Origin of the sequence: Stenotrophomonas maltophilia (assembly GCF_047782825.1) — a bacterium.
Taxonomy (GTDB): Bacteria; Pseudomonadota; Gammaproteobacteria; order Xanthomonadales; family Xanthomonadaceae; genus Stenotrophomonas.
Genome location: NZ_CP180589.1, coordinates 1,893,591 through 1,914,277, shown reverse-complemented (window position 1 = coordinate 1,914,277; position 20,687 = coordinate 1,893,591). Strand labels below are relative to the sequence as shown.

The window sequence follows — 20,687 nt, the reverse complement described above, 5'->3', positions numbered from 1 at the left end:
TACACGAGCGCCTGCATGCCTTCGACCGCCCTGATCCAGAACGACATCGTCGTCTTCGGCCTGATCGCCGCCACCCTCGGTGCCGTGTTCTGGACCGCCTCGCGCGAACAAGGTGCGTGGAAGCGCTTCTACACCTTCGTGCCGGCCCTGCTGCTGTGCTACCTCATTCCCGGCATCTACAACACCGTCGGCCTCATCGACGGCCAGAACACCAAGCTCTACAACCCGATCGCGCGCGACATCCTGCTGCCGGCGGCGTTGATCCTGCTGACCCTGGCGGTGGACATCAAGGGCATCCTGCGGCTGGGCCCGAAGCTGGTGCTGATGTACCTGGGCGCCTCGGCCAGCATCATGCTGGGCGCGGTGGTAGCGTTCCTGGTGATGCGCGCGATCCATCCCGATACCGTGGCCGGCGATACCTGGGCCGGCATGGCGGCACTGGCCGGCAGCTGGATCGGCGGCGGTGCCAACATGCTGGCGATGCGCGAAGTGTTCGACGTCAATGCGACCACCTTCGGCCAGTTCGCCGTGGTCGATGTCGGCGTGGGCTATGTGTGGATGGCCGCGCTGATCTTCCTGGCCGGTCGTGCGGCAAAGATCGATGCGCGCAGCGGTGCCGATACTTCGGCCATCGATGAACTGAAGGAGCGCATCGCGCGCTTCCAGGCCGAGCACGAGCGCATTCCCAGCCTGACCGACCTGATGCTGATCGTGGCGGTGGCCTTCGGTGGCGTGGGCCTGTCGCATGCCATCGGCGCGCCGCTGGCGGCGTGGTTCAAGGCCAACGTCAGCTGGGCTTCGCAGTTCAGCCTGGACGCACCGTTCGTGTGGGTGGTGGTGCTGTCGACCACGCTGGGCCTGAGCCTGAGCTTCACCCGTGCGCGCACCCTGGAAGGGGCGGGCGCTTCGCGCCTGGGCTCGCTGCTGCTGTACTTCCTGATCGCCTGCATCGGCATGCAGATGGACCTGCTGGCGCTGCTGGACCGCCCGTGGCTGTTCCTGCTGGGCATCATCTGGATTGCCGTGCATATCGCCCTGCTGTGGTGCCTGGGCAAGCTGCTGAAGGTGCCGTTCTTCTATTTCGCCATCGGCTCGCAGTCGAACATCGGTGGCCCGGCCTCGGCACCGGTGGTGGCGGCCGCGTTCCATCCGGCGCTGGCGCCGGTGGGCGTGCTGCTGGGCACGATGGGCTATGCCACCGGCACGTATCTGGCCTACATCGTCGGCATCACCCTGCGCGCGCTGGCCGGTCAGGGGTGATCCTGTAGAGCCGAGCCCATGCTCGGCTGCTTTGGGTTTTGCACTCGCGCTGGTAACGGCGAAGAGCAGCCGAGCATGGGCTCGGCTCTACAGTAGAGCCACGCCATGCGTGGATGCTTCACGCCACCGGCAACCCGCGTTCGATCAACCACGCCCGCGCGTCTTCGGCATCCTGCTCGAACCACGCCTTGGTGGACCCCAGCCGGTACGTATACCCCCACGTATCCATGTCGGCCATCAGCCGTTCGCTGCCCACGCCGGGCAACTGCGCGGCCAGCACGATCTGCAGATAGCAGGTCGCGTCTTCTTCGGGCACCGAATCGGTGGCGTCGGTATGCACCTGCGCGCGCCGCTCGGGCGGCAGCACGATCAGGTGGCAGGCTTCGTGCAGCATCGAGTGCACGGGGGTGTCGTCGCGCACGTACACGTCGCTGGCGATGATGCCGGCTTCGGGCTCGCCCCAGTAGCTTCCGGGAATGGGCGCACCGGCCGCCACGTGGTGCAGGCGCAGGTCGTGCGCGGCGAGCAGGCGCTGCGCATCGGCGAAGGCGATATCGCCCACGCAGGTGACGTCCACGGCGGTAGAGGATTCAGTCATGCAGTTCACGCACCCCGCCCGTGCAGGCACGGGCGGGGCAGGGGGTCAGGGCTTGTCCGGACCTTCAGGCAGCGCCACGGAAATGTCCAGCACGTCGTGCTGGCCATCCTTCACCAGGTCGACCTTTACCGCGTCGACATCGATGTTGACGTACTTCTTGATCACTTCCAGCAGCTCGCGCTGCAGCAGCGGCAGGTAGTCCGGGCCACCGCGGTGGCTGCGTTCCTGCGCGATGATGATCTGCAGGCGGTTCTTCGCGGTTTCGGCGGTGGTCTTCTTCGCTTTGAGGAAATCGAACAGGCCCATGCTTACCCTCCGAACAGCTTGCTGAAGAAGCCCTTCTTCTCCACGCTGGTGAAGCGCATCGGGCGTTCTTCGCCCAGGATGCGCGCGACGGCATCGTCGTAGGCCTGGCCGGCGGCGGATTCGACATCCAGGATCACCGGTTCACCCTTGTTGGATGCGTTGAGCACGTCGCCCGATTCGGGGATCACGCCAATGGCCTTCAGCCCCAGCACTTCTTCCACGTCGGCAATGCTGAGCATTTCGCCGCTTTCCACGCGCACCGGGGTGTAGCGGGTCAGCAGCAGGAAGGCCGGCACGTCCTGGCCCGATTCGGCCTTGTGGGTCTTCGAATCCAGCAGGCCGATGATGCGGTCCGAGTCGCGCACCGAGGACACTTCCGGGTTCACCACCACCACCGCGCGGTCGGCGAAGTACATGGCCAGGAACGCGCCCTTTTCGATGCCCGCCGGCGAGTCGCAGATGATGTAGTCGAAGCCGTCGGCGGCCAGGTCCTTCAGCACCTTGCCCACGCCTTCCTGGGTCAGCGCATCCTTGTCGCGGGTCTGCGAAGCGGCCAGCACGTACAGGTTGTCAAAGCGCTTGTCCTTGATCAGGGCCTGCTTCAGGGTGGCTTCGCCGTGCACGACGTTCACGAAGTCGTACACCACGCGGCGTTCGCAACCCATGATCAGGTCGAGGTTGCGCAGGCCGACGTCGAAGTCGATCACGGCCACCTTCTTGCCGCGCCGTGCCAGGCCGCAGGCCAGGCTCGCGCTGGAAGTGGTCTTGCCGACGCCGCCCTTGCCGGAGGTGACTACGATGATTTCAGCCAAAGGACTTCTCCTGATGATTCTGTTTGGGTGCTGCGTCAGTCCAGCGCAGCGATCTTGATCTGGTCCTGTTCCAGCCACACCTGCACGGCCTTGCCGCGCAGGTTGTCCGGCACATCGTCCAGTACCTTGTAATGGCCCGCAATGGCGACCAGTTCTGCATGGAAATCGCGGCAGAAGATGCGCGCCGCGGTGTTGCCCTGGGCCCCTGCCAGCGCGCGGCCGCGCAGGGTGCCGTAGATATGGATGCTGCCGTCGGCGATGACCTCGGCGCCGGCGCCGACGGTGGCCATGACCGTCAGGTCGCAGTTTTCCGCGTACAGCTGCTGGCCCGAACGCACGTTGCCCAGCTGCATGCGGCCCGGCTGCGGCGCGGCGGCGTCGGGGGCCTTGCCCACCGGTGCGGCCGGGGCCGGTTCGGCCTTGGCGGCGCGACGCGGTGCGGGTGCGGGCGCAGCGGGCGGCGGCGGGGCCGGCTCGGCCTCGGCACGTTCGTACTGCGCGCGGAACTTGGCCAGCAGCGGCAGGCCCAGCTGCTGCGACAGCAGGTCGATGGCGGTGGTGCCGTAGGCCAGCGCCACCGGCAGCACGCCGGCGCCCCGCAGCCCGTCCACCAGCGCCTGCGCGGTGGCCACGTCGGGCACCTGGCTCAAGCCGCCGAAATCGAGGATGACCGCCGCGCGGCCAAACAGCTTCGGCGCACGGTTCACGCGTTCCTGCATTTCCTGCACGAGGCGTTCGACATCAAGGGTACGGATGCGCAGGTTGGCAATGCCCACCTGGCCGATCTTCAGTTCACCGGCCTGTTCGTAATCGAAATTCACCGCCACGCTCAGGTCCCCGTCGGCCGCTGTGCCTGCACCGGCAGCTGCCGGTCACGCGCCCATGCCACATCCGGCAGCTTGCCGCCGTAGGTGTCCTGCACCCACGGGTAACTGCACAGTTCCTTGGCCAGCATGCTGGCGCGCACGTCCACATGCGGCATGGTGTTCTGGCCCAGCTCGCGGAAGCCGAAGCTGCCGTGGAAGAGCAGGGCGGCATCGGCGCCGTGGTCCAGGAACACCTCGCAGGTCATCTGCGGGTAGCGCAGCTCGGCAAAGCTCTGCGCATCGGCATAGAACGCACGGCCGACGCCACCGCCGCGGCGGCGGCTGGCGACCACGATGCGGTCGATATAGAAGAAGGGAGTGTCCAGCTGCTGCTTGAACCAGGCGAAGTTGCTGCTGTCGTGCTGGCTGTCGCTGCCGAAGCCGATCAGGAAGCCGGCCAGGTTGCCGTCGCGCTCGGCGACGCGGAAATATTCAGCGGTTTCGTAGAACAGGTGCAGGCGTGCGGCATCCAGCGGAAGGATGGCCAGGCCTGCATTGTTGTTCAAAGCCAGGACGGAATCGAGCTCGTGCTCGCGCACGTCGCGGATGACAATCGACATTGTGACTCCGTGGGGTAACGCGGTTGGTCCATCAACGGACCCTGCGCACGATTATTGCATGCCCGGGGTGGGCTGCGGCATGAACAGGGGGCGGGGCCGGGCATGACTTTATGCCCTTGGGGCCAACCGCACACAGGCTACGATGGGCCATGCTGGCCCGACTGAACCACAATGCGATGCTGCGCTACTCCGGGTTGTTCACCTGGGGCACCGTTGGCCTTTGGCTGGCGATCTACCTGATCGACCCGGTTTCGCTCACCCTGGAAAGCCTGGATGGCGAGGCCGGCTACCGGCTCATCCCCTGGGCATCGGCCTACCTGGCCTTCGGGGTGGTCTACTGGGGCCTGACCCGCGATCTGGGCGAAAGCGGCCCAGGCTTCTTCGACCACGCCGCGCTGATCCTGCTCACCGCCTGCGCCATTGGCGTCAGCTACTTCTCCGGCACCGCGCTGGGCAGCATCCTGCTGATGGTCGTGGCCGGCCTGCTGCCGTGGCTGCTCGGGCCGCGCATCGGCGTGGTCTGGCTGGTGGCCAGCAACCTGGCCGTGCTGCCGGTCTACATCAAGCCGCTGGGCTTCCCGCCGGTCATCGCCGTGCTGCAGGCCATGGGCTACATGGGCTTTTCCAGCTTCGTGTTCGTCATCGCCCTGGTCGCCCGCCGCCAGGCCGAGGCGCGCGACGAGCAGCGCCTGCTGAATGCCGAACTGCGCGCCACCCGCGCCCTGCTGGCCGAAAGCGCGCGGGTCAATGAACGCACCCGCATCTCCCGCGAACTGCACGATGTGCTGGGCCACCAGCTGACCGCGCTGACCCTGAACCTCGAAGTGGCCGGGCATCTGGCCGAGGGCCAGGCGCTGGACCACGTGAAGCGCTCGCACACCCTGGCCAAGCTGCTGCTGGGCAATGTGCGCGAAGTGGTCAGCCAGCTGCGCGAGACCGGGGCGATCGACCTGGCCGCCGCGCTGCGCCCGCTGACCGAAAACGTGCCCTCGCTGGACATCCAGCTGGACATCGAGGAGCCGCTGAACGTGGAAGACCCGCAGCGGGCCCACGTGCTGCTGCGCTGCACCCAGGAAATCATCACCAACACCGTGCGCCACGCCCATGCGCGGCACCTGTGGATCAAGGTGTACCGTGAAGCCCCCGGGCGGGTGGTGATCGAGGCCCGCGACGATGGCGTCGGCGCGGAAATGGTCAATGTGGGCAATGGCTTGCGCGGCATGCGCGAACGCCTGCAACAATGTGGCGGCCAGCTGCAGGTGGATACCCGCCCCGGCGATGGTTTCCGCCTGCGGGCCACGGTCCCGGCGACGGTGCTGGCGGCCCTTACCCAGGTTCCTGAAGGAGTGCGTTGATGATTCGCGTCTGCCTGGTCGATGACCAAACCCTGGTGCGGCAGGGAATCCGCTCCCTGCTGGCGCTCGACGACGGCATCGAAGTGGTGGCCGAAGCCGCCGATGGCCGCCAGGCCGTCGAGCTGGTGCCGCAGGTCCGCCCGGACGTGGTCCTGATGGACATGCGCATGCCGGTGATGTCGGGGCTGGAGGCGCTGCAGGTGCTGTCGCGGCAGGAACAGCTGCCACCGACCATCATCCTGACCACCTTCGACGATGACCAGCTGGTGCTGGCCGGGCTGAAGGCCGGGGCCAAGGGCTACCTGCTCAAGGACGTCACCCTGGAACAGCTGGTGGGGGCCATCCGCACCGTAGCCGACGGCGGCTCGCTGGTGCAGCCGGCGGTGACCCAGCGCCTGCTGTCGGGCCTGGAACACATGCGCAACGACTTCGTCAGCCTGGACCGCCCGGACCCGCTGACCGACCGTGAAACCGAGATCCTGCGGCTGATGGCCAGCGGTTTCTCCAACAAGGAGATCGCCAACTCGTTGGGGGTCGCCGAAGGAACCATCAAGAACCACGTGTCCAACATCCTGTCCAAGCTGGGCGTACGCGACCGTACGCGCGCCGTGTTGAAGGCGTTCGAACTCCAGTTGGTCTAGGGAAAATCCTTTCAGGACAAGGGTTTGGGTGATTTTGGGGGCCTCCCGGCGGGATGGCCCCTGCATCCGGGTGGCCCGCGCGCGGCCCGGATGCGTTACCCTTCAAAATCTTTGTCCATACAAATGCGCTGCCGGCACGGAAACCGGTGCGCCAATCCCGATAAACAATGCCCGCGAAGCCTGCTAGGATTGGCGCTTCGCTTCAATCAACCCGGCCGTGGGATCGGCCCCGGAGACTCTCTGAATGACCCGTATTATCGAGTTCCTGATCGCCTTGGGGATCGTGGCTGGCCTGTTCGTCATTATTGGCGTCTGTCTGCCGGGCGAGCGTCACATCACCGAAAGCATCGAGACCAACCGCAAGATGACGATCGTGTACGACACGGTCAACAGCCTGCGCCGCTTCAAGGACTGGAACCCGCTGGTACTGCGCGATCCCGCCGTTGACCTGAAGCTGTCCGGCCCGGCCTCCGGCGTCGGTGCCACCCTCGACTTCTCCTCCAAGGACCTGGGCAACGGTTCCTGGAAGATCACCGAGTCGGAAGAGAACAAGCGTGTTGTGATCGCCATCGAAGACCCGACCAAGGGTCACGACAAGGTCAGCACCTTCACCCTGGAGCCGACCGGCAAGGGTGGCCGTAACGTCAAGATCACCCAGGATTACTCGGTGAAGTACGGCTTCGACCTGTTCGGTCGTTACGCAGGCCTGTATGTCAGCCGCCAGATCGGCGATGACATCAAGATGGGTCTGTCGCGCATGGCGAACATGCTGGCCACCGTGCCGAACGTCGACTACCGCACCGCCGAAGCCCCGCTGACCGATCTGGGCATCGTCGATGTGCCGGCCGAAGACCTGCTGGTCGTCAATGCCGGTAACGTTGATCGCGGCCAGGACACCATCACCAAGTCCATCAAGGACAACCAGGAATGGATCAAGCGCGTGATGGAGGCCAATGGCCTTGAAGCCGCCGGCCCGTTCCGCATCATCACCACCGATTTCGGTGCTGAGAAGTACGCCTTCGACATCGCCCAGCCGGTGAAGAAGAAGGGTGCCGAGGGTGCTGCTGCCGAAGAACTGTCCGTCAAGATCGACGGCGGCGCTCCGGTCAAGTACGTCCGCGTCGCTCCGCACCGTTCGGCCCACGCGGCCTACACCGGCCACATGGCTGGCCTGGACGTTGCCCGCAACGCCCTGCGTGCCTGGGCTGTGACCAACGGTTCGGAAGTGGTCGATCGCCCGTACGAAACCTGGAAGGACGGTCTGGACAAGTCGTTCACCCCGGAAGCGACCTACGACATCTACTGGGCCGTCAAGTAAGCCTCGGCTGACCCATGTAGTGTTGGATACGAAAACGCGCCGCTTCCTGCGGCGCGTTTTTTTTTGATCTGCGCCCTGTGCGGCGCTGTGCAAGGAGCAGCCATGTTCAACCCGGAACGACGCGCGCGTAAGCCATCCCTGCTGGCCTGCCTGGGGGCGCTGCTGGCAGCAGCGTCCATTGGCCTGTCCGCCTACGCCGCCCACGGCGTGGCCGACCCGCTGGCCCAGCAGCACCTGAACATGGCAGCGCTGTATGCCTTCGCCCACGGTGCGGTGCTGCTGGCGCTGGGCCCGCGCGCGCAGGGGGCCATCGCCCATCTGGGCCTGTACGTGCTGCTGCTGGGGGTGCTGCTGTTCTCCGGCAGCCTGGCCGGTGGCGCGCTGTGGCAATGGCCCACCCGCCTGGCGCCGGTGGGCGGCACCACCCTGATGGCGGGCTGGGTGCTGCTGGCGATCAATGCGCTGAGGCGATGACGGCCGTTGCGTCTACGGCCGCCGGGTCAGCGCGCGCCCTGTAGAGCCGAGCCCACGCTCGGCTGCCTTTGATCCGTACGGCCCGGCGCTACCGTGTAGAGCCGAGCCCGCGCTCGGCTGCCTTTGATCGGCGCGGCGATGGAGCCAAGCATGGGCCCGGCGCTATAGCGATCCGTTCCAGCACCAGTGCCACGGCTCGTAGACGATGCCGTGCGGGTTGTCGCGCGGGTAGCTCAGCGCGAAGCCGTGGCCGCCGGCATGGACCTGCAGCCAGGCGAATGCTCCGGTCGCCTCGAAGGTTTCTTCCGCCGGCGCATCGCCTGGCGTGCCGATATCCAGCGCGTGGCCGCTGTGGTGTTCGCTGAAGCCCGGTGCGGCGTTGACCTTCAGGATCTCCGCCACGCTCAGCCCGCGCGCAAGCTTGCGCTCGAAAATACCCAGCTGGTAGGCATGGCTGCGGAAGCCGGAAATCGCATCCAGCGCCACGCCATCGCGCGCTGCGTGCTGGCGCATGCGCCGCCAGCCCTGTGCGGCGCCACGGCGCAGCCAGAGCGGGCGGCCGAAGCGATCACGCCCAGCCAGGTGCAGCACGCAGGGTTCGGCTTCCAGCGGCAGGCCGCTGTCATCGGCGTAGCGCTGTGCATCCAGCCCCAGCTGCTGCAGGCGCTGCTGCAGCCCCGCCAGCGGCAGCCAGTGATCTTCCAGCGTCGCGGCGAAGGGGCGTGCGCGGGCCTGTTCCAGCAGTGCCAGGGCATCTTCCACGCCGGGTTCGCGCGGCAGCCGCGGTACCAGTGAGTGCACGCCGTGCTCCAGCACGGCCGCCAGGTAGCGGCCATCCTGCTTGCGCCGCAGCACCCAGCGTGCCTGCGCCAGCAGGCGCGCATCCAGGTTGCTGCGCGCACGCAGCAGGGCGGCCGGCCAGAGCTCGATGGCTTCGGTATTGATCAGCAGGGAGGCGCGACGGTGCATGCCCGCAGCTTACTGCCGGGGCGCCGCTGCGGCCACCTTGCGCAGGGCCTCCAGCAGCACCTGCGGGCGCTCCAGGCTCAGCAGCAGGGTGCTGCCGCCGCGCACCGGAATGACCAGGGTGTGCCGGCGGTCGGTGACCAGGGCAAAACCATGCGTGCCGCCCTTCAGGCGCATGTGGCCGGAGTAGAAGCCGGGCATGGCATAGCCGTTGGTCTTGAAGCGGATGCCATAGCGGCGGTCCTTCGACAGGTCCACCACCTCGGCCTGGTCCAGCTGCAGATCCGCCACCGGCGTGCGCCGGCGATACACCGTCGAACGCACGTCCAGCACGTTGCCGTCCAGCAGCACCCGGCGGCGGAAGAAGGACACCGCCAGGCTGATACCGATCAGCGCGATCAGCGCCAGGCTCCACGCCGCGCTGCCCCACATCAGGAAGAACGGCGGCGACAGGGTGATTTCCATCCATGGCGCCGGTTGCCGGGGCACCCGGTCCATCTGCGCCCAGATGCTGCCGACGAATATCACCAGCACCGGCAGCACCACCCACAGCACGCGCAGCGGCGAGCTTTCGGCCACCTCGAACGCGCGCGGATCACTGCCGCTCACTGCTGTGCTCCAATCCAGCGCGCCACGTCGGCGATCAGCTGGGCATCCACATGGCCGGCGGTGGTGTATTCCTTCAGCGTGCTCTGGCCGCTGCCGGCCACGCCGATGTGGTTCAGCGCGGGATAGGCCTGCCACTGCACGTCACTGCGGTTGCCGAGTGCTTTCTTCCAGAGCTGCCAGTCCGTATCGGGCACCTGGAAGTCGCGGCCGCCATGCAGCATCAGCAGCGGCTTGTGCAGGGCCTGCGCATCGGCGCGCGCGTTGACCGCCTCGATGCTCTTCCAGAAGCTCTGCGGCACGCCCAGCGGCAGGTCGCTGGCAGCAGCCGGCACGCTGCCGCGCGCAGCGGCGATCTGCGCGTCGAGCGTGTCCAGGAAGGCTTGTTCGGCGGCGCTGATGTGGCCGTCCAGGCCGAGCAGGTAGCGGTTCTGTTCGGGCAGCAGGTCGAGCAGGGTGCGGGCCGGTGCCGCCCACAGGATCGCGCCACGCGCCTGTGGCCAGTGGCTGGCGATGCGCGGGGCGAGCATGCCGCCCTGGCTGTGGCCCAGCACGAACACGCGGCGGCCATCGATGTGCGGGTTGGCTGCCAGTGCGGTCAGTGCGGCCACGGCATCGTCGGTGGTTTCGTCATCGACGGTGAACGTGCCGCTCTGGAAGTCCTGCGGGCGGGCCTGTGTCCGCTTGTCGTAGCGCAGCACGGCGATGCCCTGCGCGGCCAGGCCGCGGGCGATATCCAGGAACGGCCGGCTGCCGCCGATGGTCTCGTCGCGGTCCTGCGGGCCCGAGCCGTGCACCAGTACCACGGCCGGGAAGGGGCCCTTGCCCTTGGGCAGGGCCAGCGTGCCGGGCAGTGCGCCGCGCACCTGCGGGATGCTGAAATCGGCTTCGCTGTAGTTGGCATCGGCCGGCGGTGGCGGCGCCTTGGCCGGCGGGGCAGGGCGCAGCAGCAGGCCGGCCACCTTGTCCTGCGCGTCCACCGCCACCTGCGCGATCACCGCACCGGTGGCGAACGTCAGCGGCACGTCCACCAGGTGCAGGCCCTGCTGTTCGCTGCTGTGGGCGCTGCCACGCTGCTTCAGCTCACCCAGCGACTGCCACAGGCCCTGCAGCTTGTCGGCCGGCACGGCGCTGGCCATCTGCGGGGTGAACATGGCCTCGGCCTCGGCAATGCGCCCGGCCTGCAGGTGGTCCAGCAGCTGCGTGGCCACCTGCTGTGGCCCGGCGGCGAGGGCGCCGCCGCTGAAGGCGGCCAGGGCGACGGCAAACAGGGTGGGACGCAGGCGCATGGTTACTGTTCCTTCTTGAAGACCAGCATGGCCGGACGCATCGGCGCCGGGATGATGATGTTGACCAGTTCCCAGCCCAGCTGCCCCTGGCGGCTGAGTTCAGCCTGTACGTCTTCGGGCTTGAGTACGCCCATCATGGACGTCTTGACCTCGATGGTCTGGTAGCTCCAGCGCTTGCTCATTCCTTGTCCTCCGGCGATGCCTTGGGTTTGGGCAGGCGTCCTGCCTTGCGCAGCGCGTCGCGCAGCACGTATTCGATCTGCGCGTTGAGGCTGCGCAACTCGTCGTCAGCCCAGCGCTGCGCGGCGGCCAGGACATCGGCGTTGATACGCAGCGGGTAGGCTTTCTTCTCACTCATGCAAGCTCCTGGCGGGGCGGTGGGGCGCCCCGTTGCGAGGGTTTAGTACAGCGAACCGGCGTTGACGATCGGCTGGGTTCCGCGGTCCGAGCACAGCACGGTCAGCAGGTTGCTGACCATGTGCGCCTTGCGCTCTTCGTCCAGCTGCACCACGCCGTTCTTCTGCAGTTCGGCCAGGGCCATTTCGACCATGCCCACCGCGCCGGCAACGATGCGGGTGCGCGCGGCGATCACCGCGTTGGCCTGCTGGCGCTGCAGCATGGCCTGGGCGATTTCCGCGGCATAGGCCAGGTGGCTGATGCGCGCGTCCAGGACCTGCACACCGGCATCGGCCAGGCGTTCGGCCAGTTCGTTCTTCAGGTGCTGGGAAATCTCGCTGGCGTGGCTGCGCAGGGCCAGCTGGCCTTCCTCGTGCTGGTCATACGGGTAGCTGGTGGCCATCGCACGCAGCGCCGATTCGGACTGGATGTGCACGAAGCTCTCGTAGTCGTCCACGTTGTAGACCGCTTCGGAGGCATCGATCACCTGCCAGACGATCACCGCGGCGATCTCGATCGGGCTGCCGTCCAGCTCGTTCACCTTCAGCTTGCCGCTTTCGAAGTTGCGCACGCGCTGGCTGACCCGGCGCTTGCTGTAGAAGGGGTTGTTCCAGCGCAGGCCGTTGTCCTTCACGGTGCCCACGTACTTGCCGAACAGGCTCAGCACCGCGGCCTGGTTGGGCTGCACGGTGTACAGGCCGGCCATGGCGAAGACCGCCAGCGCGGCGATCAGCAGGCCACCGAACATCATGGCCAGGTTCGGCGAACCGGTGCTGGCCTTGGCCGCGACACCGAGCACGAACAGCGCGCCGCCGGCCAGTACGACCAGCAGGGCGAGAGCCAGCATGCCCAGACCGCTGGGGGAGGAAAGCGACTTCTCTTTCATGTCAGTACGTCCTTGAGGGTTCGATGAAAAGATATCAAATTGATATCAGTCCGCAAGTACCGTTCGTCGGCTGGCCGGGGGCAGACCGGATAGAATGCCCACCCGCCTTCACATCGCTGCCGGACCCCCGCCATGGCCAAGCTTGGAACCCCGTTGTCCCCCTCCGCCACCCGCGTGCTGCTGCTGGGCTCGGGCGAACTTGGCAAGGAAGTGGCCATCGAACTGCAGCGCCTGGGCGTGGAAGTGATTGCCGCCGACCGCTATGCCGATGCCCCGGCCATGCAGGTCGCACACCGCTCGCACGTGATCGACATGCTGGATGCGATGGCCCTGCGCGCGCTGATTGCCCAGGAACAGCCGCACCTGGTGGTGCCGGAAATCGAAGCCATCCACACCGAAACCCTGGTCCAGCTGGAACAGGAGCAGGGCCTGCGGGTGATCCCGACCGCGCGTGCCGCACGCTTGACCATGGACCGCGAAGGCATCCGCCGCCTGGCCGCCGAGACCCTGGGCCTGCCGACCTCGCCGTACCGCTTTGTCGATACCGAAGCCGAATACCGCGCCGCCGTGGCAGCCATCGGCCTGCCGTGCGTGGTCAAGCCGGTGATGTCCTCCTCGGGCAAGGGCCAGAGCACCCTGCGCAGCGAAGCGGACATCGCCCCGGCGTGGGACTACGCGCAGACCGGTGGCCGCGCCGGTGCCGGCCGCTGCATTGTCGAAGGCTTCATCGATTTCGATTACGAGATCACCCTGCTGACCGTGCGCCATGCCGGGGGCACCTCGTTCTGCGCGCCGATCGGCCATCTGCAGAAGGACGGCGACTACCGCGAAAGCTGGCAGCCGCAGCCGATGTCCAGCGCCGCGCTGGCCCGTGCGGAAGAAATCTCGCGCGCGATCACCGATGACCTGGGTGGCTGGGGCCTGTTCGGCGTCGAGCTGTTCGTGAAGGGCGACGATGTGTGGTTCAGCGAGGTGTCGCCGCGCCCGCACGACACCGGCCTGGTCACCCTGGTGTCGCAGGAGCTGAGCGAATTCGCGCTGCATGCACGCGCGATCCTGGGCCTGCCGATTCCGGTCATCCGCCAGAGCGGCGCATCGGCGTCGTGCGCGCTGCTGGCGCACGGCGAAGGCGTGCCGTACTTCAACAACGTGGCCGCCGCGCTGCAGGTGCCGGACACCGCCGTGCGCCTGTTCGGCAAGCCCAGCGTGCATGGCCACCGCCGCGTGGGCGTGACCCTGGCGCGTGCGGAAACCATCGATGAGGCCCGCGCCATCGCGCGCGATGCCGCCGAAGCCATCGGCGTCGAATTGCGGCCGTAACGGCGGTAGCGCCAGGCCATGCCCGGCGCAAACCGACTGTAGAGCCGAGCCCACGCTCGGCTGCTTTTCTGAGGGCCGGACACCGCTGCGGTGCAGCCGAGCATGGGCTCGGCTCTACATCATCCCCAGCAGGTGGTAGCGCCGGGCCATCCCGAGCAGGGTGCGTGCGTCAGCGATGGCGCCAGGGCAGTACGGTCACGTGGATCATGGCCACCGCCCACAGCACCGAGCCATACATCCACCAGGTGCCGAAGCGGTCGGCGTAGCCCTTCCAGCAGGCGACACCTGCAGGGATCAAACCGATCAGGACCAAGGGCGCCAGTTGCATCAGCACCGGTTGCACCCAGCACGCCACGGCGACGGTACTGAAAACCGCAAGAATGAGTACCACGTTCCTGTGCACTGCCCACCCCCGGCATCGTGTCCTTGTACCGGAAATCTAGCAGAACCGAAAAAGGACGAGGGAGCAGCCGAGCATGGGCTCGGCTCTACACCATCCCCAGCAGGTGGTACCGCCGGGCCATGCCCGGCGGCCTGCCGGTTACGGCTTCACGTCCACCCACACCAGGTGGTGGTCGCTGCCGTCGGCGATCTTCGCTTCCGGGCTTTCATTGGCCGGCCAGAACACGCCGCTGCCGACGTACTCGAAGCCGGTCGACGGCAGCACGTAGTCCAGGCGCATGGTGCCGGACTTCGGGCCGAAATCGCCGGTGGCATGGAACGGGGCACCCTTGCGCACGATGCCCTTGGCCGCATAGGCCAGGCTGGTCTGCTCGCCACCGACGCTGCGCGGGGTGGGGTAGCGCAGCACGCGCGCGTTCTCGATCAGGTTGACGATGGCGTCGTGGCGACCGTCGCCGTCCACCGGGTCGTTGTTCAGATCGCCGAAGATCACAAAGCGCGCATCCTGGGCCAGGCCGCCGCAGTGGCCCTTGTCATCGCACAGCCACGGCTTGTCGCCGGCCGACAGGTATTCCTGCCACAGCCGCAGTTCGTCGTGGTTGCGCGCGGCGTTGCGCTTTTCCGGGCCGTCGAACACCGGCGGGGTCGGGTGCGAGACCAGCGCGTGCACCACGCCGGCCGGGGTCTTCACCGGCACGTCCCAATGCGACTTCGAGGACAGGCGCAGCTGCGACCACACCTGGTCGTTGTAGAAGCTCTTGCCGGTACGCGGGTCGACCGGGCGGATCGCGCCGGGCATCGTGCTCCACTTCAGCAGCTGGAAGCTGCGCACCTTGGCTTCGTCGATCGGGTAGCGCGACAGCACCAGCATGCCGTACTGGCCGGGGTGCAGGCCGTAGCCCCAGGCATCGTTGCCGCGGCTGCGGCCTTCGCCGCCCACTACGCCGTTGCCGTCCAGGTCCAGGCCACTGGGCACGCCGGTGTTGACCGGGGCCAGGTAGCGGTAGGCGAAGTGCAGCGGCTTGCCGCCGCCGGGCTGGGCCACTTCCAGGTAGCGCTTCTGGAACAGGTCGGCGGCGCGATGGGCATCGTCGAAGTCGAATTCGTTCAGCAGCACCAGGTCGGGGCGCACCTGCTGCAGCACCGCGGCGATCTTGCGCGCGTGCTCGCTGTCGCCTTCCAGCTCCTTGATCAGGCCGCCGGCATCATCCGAATACAGCGAGGTGTTGTAGGTGGCCAGGCGCAGCGTCGAGGACGGCTTTTCGGTCATCGCAGGGGACTTGGCGAAGGCGGGGGCGCTGGCGCCGCAGAGCAGGGCCAGGGCGAGGATCAGGGGATGGCGGCGGGTGATGTTCATGGGCCGTATTGTGCACCCGGCCCGGTGTCAGCGGTTTGTCAGCGTCCGTCCAGTTCGCTGTCGAAATCGTGCCAGCGGCGGCCGTCGTACGCCTCCAGCGGGCGGTAGCGGCGCTTGTAGTCCATCTTCTGGTGGCCACGGATCCAGTAACCCAGGTACAGGTGCGGCAGGGCCTCGCGGCGGGCCCATTCGATCTGCTGCAGGATCGCGAAGGTGCCCAGGCCGCGCGCGGCGTGGTCCGGGTCGAAGAAGGTGTAGACCGCTGACAGGCCGTGTTCGGTCACGTCGGTCACCGCCACCCCCAGCAGCTGGCTGGGCTGGCCATCGTGGCCGGGCAGGCGCATTTCCAGGAACCGGGTGTGCGACCAGCTGCCGATCAGGAACTGCTCGAATTCGTGCGGGCCGTGGTCATCCATGCCGCCGTTGGCGTGGCGGTGGGTCAGGTAGCGGTGGTAGAGGTCGAACAGGTCCTGGCGCGGCATCGCAGCGGTGATGCGCACTTCCAGATCGGCGTTACGCGCGGCACAGCGGCGCTGGCTGCGGTCGGCGGCGAAGCGCGCCACCGGAATGCGCACGGCCACGCAGGCATGGCACTGCGCACAGTGCGGGCGGTAGACCAGATCGCCACTGCGGCGGAAGCCCCAGCTCAGGGCCAGCGGGTACAGCCCGCCCAGGCGGCGGTCCTGCGGGTCCAGCACCAGATCGCGCGCAACGCGGTCCGACCAGTACCCGCAAGGGTGCTCGCCGGTCTGGAACAGCCTCAGTTCGTCGTCTCTGTCACCGTGTATCGCCATGGGCACAGCATAGCCCCAGCGTGTCGCAATGGCCGCGACTGTCCGCCGGATGAACGGAACCGGGGGCTGCGTCAACCGATGTCGCGGCCGGGCGTTGTTGTCTCCCGAGGGTGAAGTGATCACCCCGACGCAATGACGCAATCCCCATCGAGGAGTGACCCCATGATCCGTACCCCCCTGCTGCTGGCCCTGCTGCTGGGCACCTCCGCCACCGGCATCGCCCTGGCCGCCGATACCCCGGCCAGCCCGATTGCCCCGGCGCAGCGTCATGCCAAGCTGGACACCAATGGCGATGGCGTCATCGACCGCAGCGAGGCTGCCGCCAACCCGCGCCTGGCCGCGAAGTTCGACGAACTGGACAAGAACAAGGACGGCAAGCTGTCGCGTGACGAACTGCCGCGCTGGAAGCAGGGTCGCCGCGGTGGTCACGGCGCCTGGATGGCCAAGCTGGACGTGAACAAGGATGGCCGCATCAGCCGTGAGGAAGCCAAGGCCGACCCGCGCCTGGCCGCCCGCTTCGACCAGCTGGACGTGAACAAGGACGGCTACCTGGACAAGGCCGACCGCGAGCTGCGCATGAAGCAGCACCGTGATGCCTGGTTCGCTGCCGCCGACACCAACAAGGATGGCCAGCTGAGCAAGGCGGAGTTCGATGCCGCCAAGGGCCCGATGCATGGTGGTCCGCGCCACGGCGGCCCGCGTGATGGCAGTGCTCCGAAGCCGCCGCGCTGAATCCTGCGGCGGTGAAGCAAGACAACGCCGGCCTCGTGCCGGCGTTGTCGTTTCAGCTCAGCCCAGCGATTCCAGCCAGTGCACGCCGGCGACGACCAGCAGCATCAATACGCAGCAACTGATGATCGCCGATCGCCCGTACATGGATTCGTACACCCAGTTGCGGCCCGTGCGTCCGCGTCGTGCGTTGTCGCGGGCGATCATCGGCGCCATGATCCGCTGCAGCGGCCCCAGGCACTGGTAGCTGACCACGCCCATGCCCAGCAGCAGCGACGAGGTCATCACCCACGTCGGCGCCTTCAGCATTTCGCCGATCAGCACCAGCAGGCAGGTGCCCATCGCGGTGAAGGTGCTGTAGCGCACGAAGCGCATGATCTGCGCCTGCTCGGCGGGCGTTTCGGTGAAGCGCAGCAGGTAGCGGCCACCCAGGTAGCAGCCGACGAAGCCGCCGATCACGCCGCCGACCACCAGGCCCGCGTTGAAGCCGTTGCCGACCAGCGGGCTTTCACCAATGGCCGCCGTCAACGAACCCAGTGCCGTACCGCCGGCGGCACTCACGCCGCCCAGGCCCAGCTTGCTGCCGCCCACGCCCACGCCGGTGCCCAGCAGGATCGCCGCGCTGGCCGTGCCCGGCGCAGCCACCAGCACCATCGACACCACCGTGGTGGCGAACGCCGCGCTGGGTGCGCTGCTGCGGGCGAATTCGCCGAAGCGCTGCAGCAGCCCGTCGCGCACCTGCGCCCGTGCCCGGGAAAGCCGCTTGCGCACAGCCGCATCGCTCAGGCCCAGCAGATCGGCCACCTGCTGCGAGCGTTGGCCTTCGCGGTAGTAGAGCAGCAGCACTTCGCGGCTGTCGCTGGGCAGGGCCGAGATGATGTCCTCGGCGGCCACTTCTTCTTCCAGCCGCTGCAGGCGGTCGGCCGCGCCCGGGGTCGGGTCGGCGGCCATGCCCAGCGCGACCTCGGCGGCTTCGCCGCTCAGCGGCCGCCCGCGTTGGGCGCGCAGCCAGTCGCGCGACAGGTTGCGGGTGATCTGCCGCAGCCACGGCAGGAAGCTGGTGGCGCTGCGCAGCTGGTGCAGCTGCTGCCAGCCCTTCACGAACGCTTCCTGGGCGATGTCCTCGCTGGCCTGGCGATCGCCGGTGATGGCCAGGGCAATGGCGGTGACCGTGTTCTGGCAGGCCACCACGATGCGCCCATAGGCGTGCTGGCAGCCACTGCTGGCCGCCGGCAGCTCGCGTTCAAGCGTCTCGTCGATCGTTGCAGCGAAAGTGGTCATGGCGGCAGCTCCTGCTGGGATTGTGTCCCAAGACGGAGTTGCGCGCCTGATGTGACCGGTTCGCGTCCCGGTAGCGCCGGGCCATGCCCGGCGGCTCATCGGTCAGGCCGCTGCGCTCGCCGGGCATGGCCCGGCGCTACCTGCGCATTACGTGGACGGCTGGATGCGCACGCGCACTTCTTCCTCTTCCGGCGCGGCCTGCGGGGCCGGCTGCGGCTGCGGCTGTGCCTGCGGGGCCGGGGCCGGTGCCGTGGGCGCCGGGGCACCGCGGTGGTTCAGGCCGATCACCAGCGCCACGCCGGCAATCACCACCAGCAGGGCGATGCGGATGCGCCAGGCCCAGCCGCGGCCGCTGTTCGAGGTTTCGGCGGTATCGCGGAAGGCGAATTCGGCCGTCGGGTGGTCGCGGCGGGTGGTGTCGAGCAGGCGCGCATCACGCAGGATCTCGCGCGCACGTGGCTGGTCGTCGGCACGCACGATCCACACCGCCGGGTAGGCGTTGGCGTTGCCCAGGTCGGTATAGCTGAACTGCCCGCGACGCCGGGTCTTGTACGAGCGCCCGTTGGTCACCTTCACGTCGATGCCATGGCTGCGCAGCAGCTCGGCCACGCCCTCCACGGTTTCCACGCGCTGGCTGCTGAAAATCTGGCGCATTGCTTACTCCTTGGCCGGCACGGCGGCCGCGGCATCCTGGTCCGGTACCACGCGGATCAGGCCTTCCTGGGCAGTGCTGGCCACCAGCACGCCATCACGGGTGAAGAACTGGCCGCGGGCCAGGCCACGCGAATCCTGCGCGCTGGGACTGTCCAGCGAATACAGCAGCCAGTCGTCGGCGCGGAACGGGCGGTGGAACCAGATCGCATGGTCCAGCGAGGCCATCTGCACGTGCGGGTGGTAGTAGCTGATCCCGTGCGGGAAGGTGGCCGTGCCCAGCAGGTGGAAATCGGAGGCGTAGGCCAGCAGCGCCTGGTGCAGCTCCGGCGCATCGCCCACCGGTTCGCTCAGGCGCAGCCACACCTGGTGGTAGGGCGGGCGCTTGGGCGGGTTCAGTTCATCGCGCGGGTACACATGGCGGAACTCGAACGGACCACCGCGCGAGAGCCAGCGCTGCACCTTGATCGGCAGCCGCTCCAGCACTTCGGCCGGCAGCGGGCGGTTCGGCTCGATGTCCTCCGGCTGCGGCACCTCGGGCATCTTGTGCTGGTGCTGGGCGCCGGTTTCGGCCTGCTGGAACGAGGCTGCGCAGAAGAAGATCACCTTGCCGTGCTGGATCGCGGTGACCCGGCGCACGGAAAAGCTGCCGCCATCGCGGGTGCGGTCCACGTCGTAGACGATGGGGTGGTCGATGTTGCCCGCGCGCAGGAAATAGGCGTGCAGCGAGTGCACGTGGCGGCCGTTGTCGACCGTGGCCTGCGCCGCCGCCAGCGCCTGGCCCAGCACCTGCCCGCCGAACACGTACTTGGTGCCGATGTCGCGGCTCTGCCCGCGGAACAGGTTGTCCTCCAGCCGCTCCAGGGTGAGCAGGTCGATCAGCTCGGAGACGACGGGTTCGGGCGTGTCGTTCAAGGGGGCGGCCACAGCAATGAAGAAGGCTCGATTATACCGGTCAGGGGTCGGATCCCTTTCGCTTTGCGAAAGGGCTCTGACCCCGGGGAGGCGCGGCGGTTACTTGCCCAGCCGGGCCACCAGCGCCTGCAGGGCGTTCTGCGCATCCGGCGCAAACCACGCTTCCACGAAGCGATCCAGCTGGATCAGGTCGGGGTGCAGGGCCTCATGCAGCTCGGTGCGGGCGATGGCCCGGGTCAGCAGCATCGGCTGGCGCGGCTGCTTGAGCAGGTTCTGCAGCCAGGCAATGGCGCGTGCCACCACCAGGTCGCCCTCGGCCAGCTCATCCACCAGGCCGATCTGCAGCGCCTGCTCGGCCGGCACCAGTGCGCCGGTGCTGAGCAGCACGCCCGAGCGGTGCACACCCACCGCGCGGCGCAGCAGGCGCTGGATGCCCTCGGGGGCCACCAGCCCCACCTGCACCTCGTTCAGGCCGATGGCATAGGGGCGGGCCGGGTCCGCGCTGCGCGCCATCACCCGGTAATCGCAGCACAGCGCCAGCACGCAGCCGCCGGCCGGGGCGTGGCCGGTGATGGCCGCCACCACCGGAATGCGGCTCTCGGCCACGGTGCGCACTGCGCCGAAGAACGCGTTCCAGCTGTCCAGCAGCTTGTGCTTGTCATCGCCGTGCGACAGCAGGTGCGGCACGTCCATGCCGCCGGTGAACACCCGTTCGCTGCCCGACAGCACGATGCCATGCACATCTTCGGCCATCGCCAGATCGATGGCGTGGATCAGCTGCCGGCACAGCTCGGTGTCCAGCGCATTGACCGGCGGTCGCGCCAGGCGCAGTTCGCGGATGGGGCCATGGTTGATCACCTCGATGAGCGTCGTCATGCTGCGGTCTCGTTGCGGACAGGAATCTG

The 20,687-nt window shown here is 67.8% G+C and carries 25 protein-coding genes; 7 read left to right on the top strand and 18 right to left on the bottom strand.

The window, feature by feature from the left end:
* Window positions 1–15: 15 nt before the first annotated feature.
* The gene (locus tag ACM2ZB_RS08875) at window positions 16–1,260 is read left to right on the top strand and encodes a DUF819 domain-containing protein (protein WP_416058207.1); all 1,245 of its coding nucleotides are present in this window, start codon (window positions 16–18) and stop codon (window positions 1,258–1,260) included.
* Window positions 1,261–1,378: 118 nt separating this feature from the next.
* Here ACM2ZB_RS08875 and ACM2ZB_RS08870 read toward each other — a convergent pair whose 3' ends face one another.
* The 5 genes from ACM2ZB_RS08870 to ACM2ZB_RS08850 are packed head-to-tail and all read right to left on the bottom strand — an operon-like array spanning window position 1,379 to window position 4,402.
* Entirely contained in the window at window positions 1,379–1,858 is a 480-nt protein-coding gene (locus ACM2ZB_RS08870; protein WP_416058206.1) for a hypothetical protein, read from the bottom strand.
* A gap of 45 nt (window positions 1,859–1,903) precedes the next feature.
* Window positions 1,904–2,164, bottom strand: coding sequence for a cell division topological specificity factor MinE (minE, locus tag ACM2ZB_RS08865; protein WP_005408532.1), 261 nt, complete (start codon window positions 2,162–2,164; stop codon window positions 1,904–1,906).
* 2 nt (window positions 2,165–2,166) lie between these two features.
* Window positions 2,167–2,976, bottom strand: a complete 810-nt coding sequence (minD, locus tag ACM2ZB_RS08860; RefSeq protein ID WP_313435361.1) for a septum site-determining protein MinD — start codon at window positions 2,974–2,976, stop codon at window positions 2,167–2,169.
* A 35-nt stretch (window positions 2,977–3,011) separates the two neighbouring features.
* Window positions 3,012–3,797, bottom strand: a complete 786-nt coding sequence (minC, locus tag ACM2ZB_RS08855; protein WP_416058205.1) for a septum site-determining protein MinC — start codon at window positions 3,795–3,797, stop codon at window positions 3,012–3,014.
* 8 nt (window positions 3,798–3,805) lie between these two features.
* A complete protein-coding gene (locus tag ACM2ZB_RS08850) occupies window positions 3,806–4,402 on the bottom strand; it encodes a GNAT family N-acetyltransferase (protein ID WP_416058204.1) in 597 nt (198 codons plus the stop codon).
* A gap of 149 nt (window positions 4,403–4,551) precedes the next feature.
* On the opposite strand from ACM2ZB_RS08850, the gene ACM2ZB_RS08845 reads away from it, so the two are divergent.
* From ACM2ZB_RS08845 to ACM2ZB_RS08830, 4 genes are all read left to right on the top strand, one after another.
* Entirely contained in the window at window positions 4,552–5,757 is a 1,206-nt protein-coding gene (locus ACM2ZB_RS08845; RefSeq protein ID WP_313435367.1) for a sensor histidine kinase, read from the top strand.
* Complete coding sequence (locus tag ACM2ZB_RS08840) at window positions 5,757–6,398, top strand: response regulator (RefSeq protein ID WP_108748925.1); 642 nt, start codon at window positions 5,757–5,759, stop codon at window positions 6,396–6,398. Before ACM2ZB_RS08845 ends, ACM2ZB_RS08840 begins: the two co-directional genes overlap by 1 nt.
* 244 nt (window positions 6,399–6,642) lie before the next feature.
* On the top strand, window positions 6,643–7,716 hold the full coding sequence (locus ACM2ZB_RS08835) for an SRPBCC family protein (protein ID WP_313435370.1): 1,074 nt from the start codon (window positions 6,643–6,645) through the stop codon (window positions 7,714–7,716).
* A 102-nt stretch (window positions 7,717–7,818) separates the two neighbouring features.
* Window positions 7,819–8,190: a DUF423 domain-containing protein gene (locus tag ACM2ZB_RS08830; RefSeq protein WP_416058203.1), complete on the top strand. Its 372-nt coding sequence runs from the start codon at window positions 7,819–7,821 to the stop codon at window positions 8,188–8,190.
* Window positions 8,191–8,352: 162 nt separating this feature from the next.
* On the opposite strand, the gene ACM2ZB_RS08825 is transcribed toward ACM2ZB_RS08830, so the two are convergent.
* The 6 genes from ACM2ZB_RS08825 to ACM2ZB_RS08800 are packed head-to-tail and all read right to left on the bottom strand — an operon-like array spanning window position 8,353 to window position 12,333.
* Window positions 8,353–9,159: a D-alanyl-D-alanine carboxypeptidase family protein gene (locus ACM2ZB_RS08825; RefSeq protein WP_416058202.1), complete on the bottom strand. Its 807-nt coding sequence runs from the start codon at window positions 9,157–9,159 to the stop codon at window positions 8,353–8,355.
* A gap of 9 nt (window positions 9,160–9,168) precedes the next feature.
* Window positions 9,169–9,765, bottom strand: a complete 597-nt coding sequence (locus tag ACM2ZB_RS08820; protein ID WP_416058201.1) for a hypothetical protein — start codon at window positions 9,763–9,765, stop codon at window positions 9,169–9,171.
* Complete coding sequence (locus ACM2ZB_RS08815; protein ID WP_416058200.1) at window positions 9,762–11,051, bottom strand: alpha/beta fold hydrolase; 1,290 nt, start codon at window positions 11,049–11,051, stop codon at window positions 9,762–9,764. The genes ACM2ZB_RS08820 and ACM2ZB_RS08815 overlap by 4 nt, the downstream gene beginning before the upstream one ends.
* A gap of 2 nt (window positions 11,052–11,053) precedes the next feature.
* On the bottom strand, window positions 11,054–11,233 hold the full coding sequence (locus tag ACM2ZB_RS08810) for a DUF4177 domain-containing protein (RefSeq protein WP_313435378.1): 180 nt from the start codon (window positions 11,231–11,233) through the stop codon (window positions 11,054–11,056).
* Complete coding sequence (locus tag ACM2ZB_RS08805; RefSeq protein ID WP_049398902.1) at window positions 11,230–11,409, bottom strand: hypothetical protein; 180 nt, start codon at window positions 11,407–11,409, stop codon at window positions 11,230–11,232. Before ACM2ZB_RS08805 ends, ACM2ZB_RS08810 begins: the two co-directional genes overlap by 4 nt.
* 42 nt (window positions 11,410–11,451) lie before the next feature.
* On the bottom strand, window positions 11,452–12,333 hold the full coding sequence (locus ACM2ZB_RS08800; RefSeq protein WP_313435380.1) for an SPFH domain-containing protein: 882 nt from the start codon (window positions 12,331–12,333) through the stop codon (window positions 11,452–11,454).
* Between the two features lie 132 nt (window positions 12,334–12,465).
* Here ACM2ZB_RS08800 and purT point away from each other — a divergent pair, with 132 nt between their 5' ends.
* Window positions 12,466–13,653, top strand: coding sequence for a formate-dependent phosphoribosylglycinamide formyltransferase (gene purT / locus ACM2ZB_RS08795; RefSeq protein WP_416058199.1), 1,188 nt, complete (start codon window positions 12,466–12,468; stop codon window positions 13,651–13,653).
* 169 nt (window positions 13,654–13,822) lie between these two features.
* On the opposite strand, the gene ACM2ZB_RS08790 is transcribed toward purT, so the two are convergent.
* The 3 genes from ACM2ZB_RS08790 to ACM2ZB_RS08780 all read right to left on the bottom strand — a co-directional run bounded on the left by ACM2ZB_RS08790 (window position 13,823) and on the right by ACM2ZB_RS08780 (window position 16,206).
* Window positions 13,823–13,966, bottom strand: a complete 144-nt coding sequence (locus ACM2ZB_RS08790) for a hypothetical protein (RefSeq protein ID WP_313435382.1) — start codon at window positions 13,964–13,966, stop codon at window positions 13,823–13,825.
* A gap of 228 nt (window positions 13,967–14,194) precedes the next feature.
* Window positions 14,195–15,412 carry an endonuclease/exonuclease/phosphatase family protein gene (locus tag ACM2ZB_RS08785; RefSeq protein ID WP_416058198.1) on the bottom strand — a complete coding sequence of 406 codons (1,218 nt, stop codon included), beginning with the start codon at window positions 15,410–15,412 and terminating at the stop codon, window positions 14,195–14,197.
* A gap of 38 nt (window positions 15,413–15,450) precedes the next feature.
* A complete protein-coding gene (locus ACM2ZB_RS08780) occupies window positions 15,451–16,206 on the bottom strand; it encodes an arginyltransferase (RefSeq protein WP_416058197.1) in 756 nt (251 codons plus the stop codon).
* Window positions 16,207–16,368: 162 nt separating this feature from the next.
* Here ACM2ZB_RS08780 and ACM2ZB_RS08775 point away from each other — a divergent pair, with 162 nt between their 5' ends.
* The gene (locus ACM2ZB_RS08775) at window positions 16,369–16,938 is read left to right on the top strand and encodes an EF-hand domain-containing protein (protein WP_416058196.1); all 570 of its coding nucleotides are present in this window, start codon (window positions 16,369–16,371) and stop codon (window positions 16,936–16,938) included.
* A 57-nt stretch (window positions 16,939–16,995) separates the two neighbouring features.
* Here the strand turns inward: ACM2ZB_RS08775 and ACM2ZB_RS08770 are convergent, their stop codons facing one another.
* The 4 genes from ACM2ZB_RS08770 to ACM2ZB_RS08755 all read right to left on the bottom strand — a co-directional run bounded on the left by ACM2ZB_RS08770 (window position 16,996) and on the right by ACM2ZB_RS08755 (window position 20,658).
* Window positions 16,996–18,216, bottom strand: coding sequence for an RNA polymerase sigma factor (locus tag ACM2ZB_RS08770; protein WP_416058195.1), 1,221 nt, complete (start codon window positions 18,214–18,216; stop codon window positions 16,996–16,998).
* 147 nt (window positions 18,217–18,363) lie between these two features.
* Window positions 18,364–18,870 (bottom strand): pathogenicity-like protein, encoded by a 507-nt coding sequence (locus ACM2ZB_RS08765; protein WP_416058194.1) that lies wholly within the window; start codon window positions 18,868–18,870, stop codon window positions 18,364–18,366.
* 3 nt (window positions 18,871–18,873) lie between these two features.
* Window positions 18,874–19,794: an acyl-CoA thioesterase II gene (gene tesB / locus ACM2ZB_RS08760; protein WP_200752761.1), complete on the bottom strand. Its 921-nt coding sequence runs from the start codon at window positions 19,792–19,794 to the stop codon at window positions 18,874–18,876.
* Window positions 19,795–19,881: 87 nt separating this feature from the next.
* Window positions 19,882–20,658: an enoyl-CoA hydratase/isomerase family protein gene (locus tag ACM2ZB_RS08755; RefSeq protein ID WP_416058193.1), complete on the bottom strand. Its 777-nt coding sequence runs from the start codon at window positions 20,656–20,658 to the stop codon at window positions 19,882–19,884.
* Window positions 20,659–20,687: the final 29 nt, after the last annotated feature.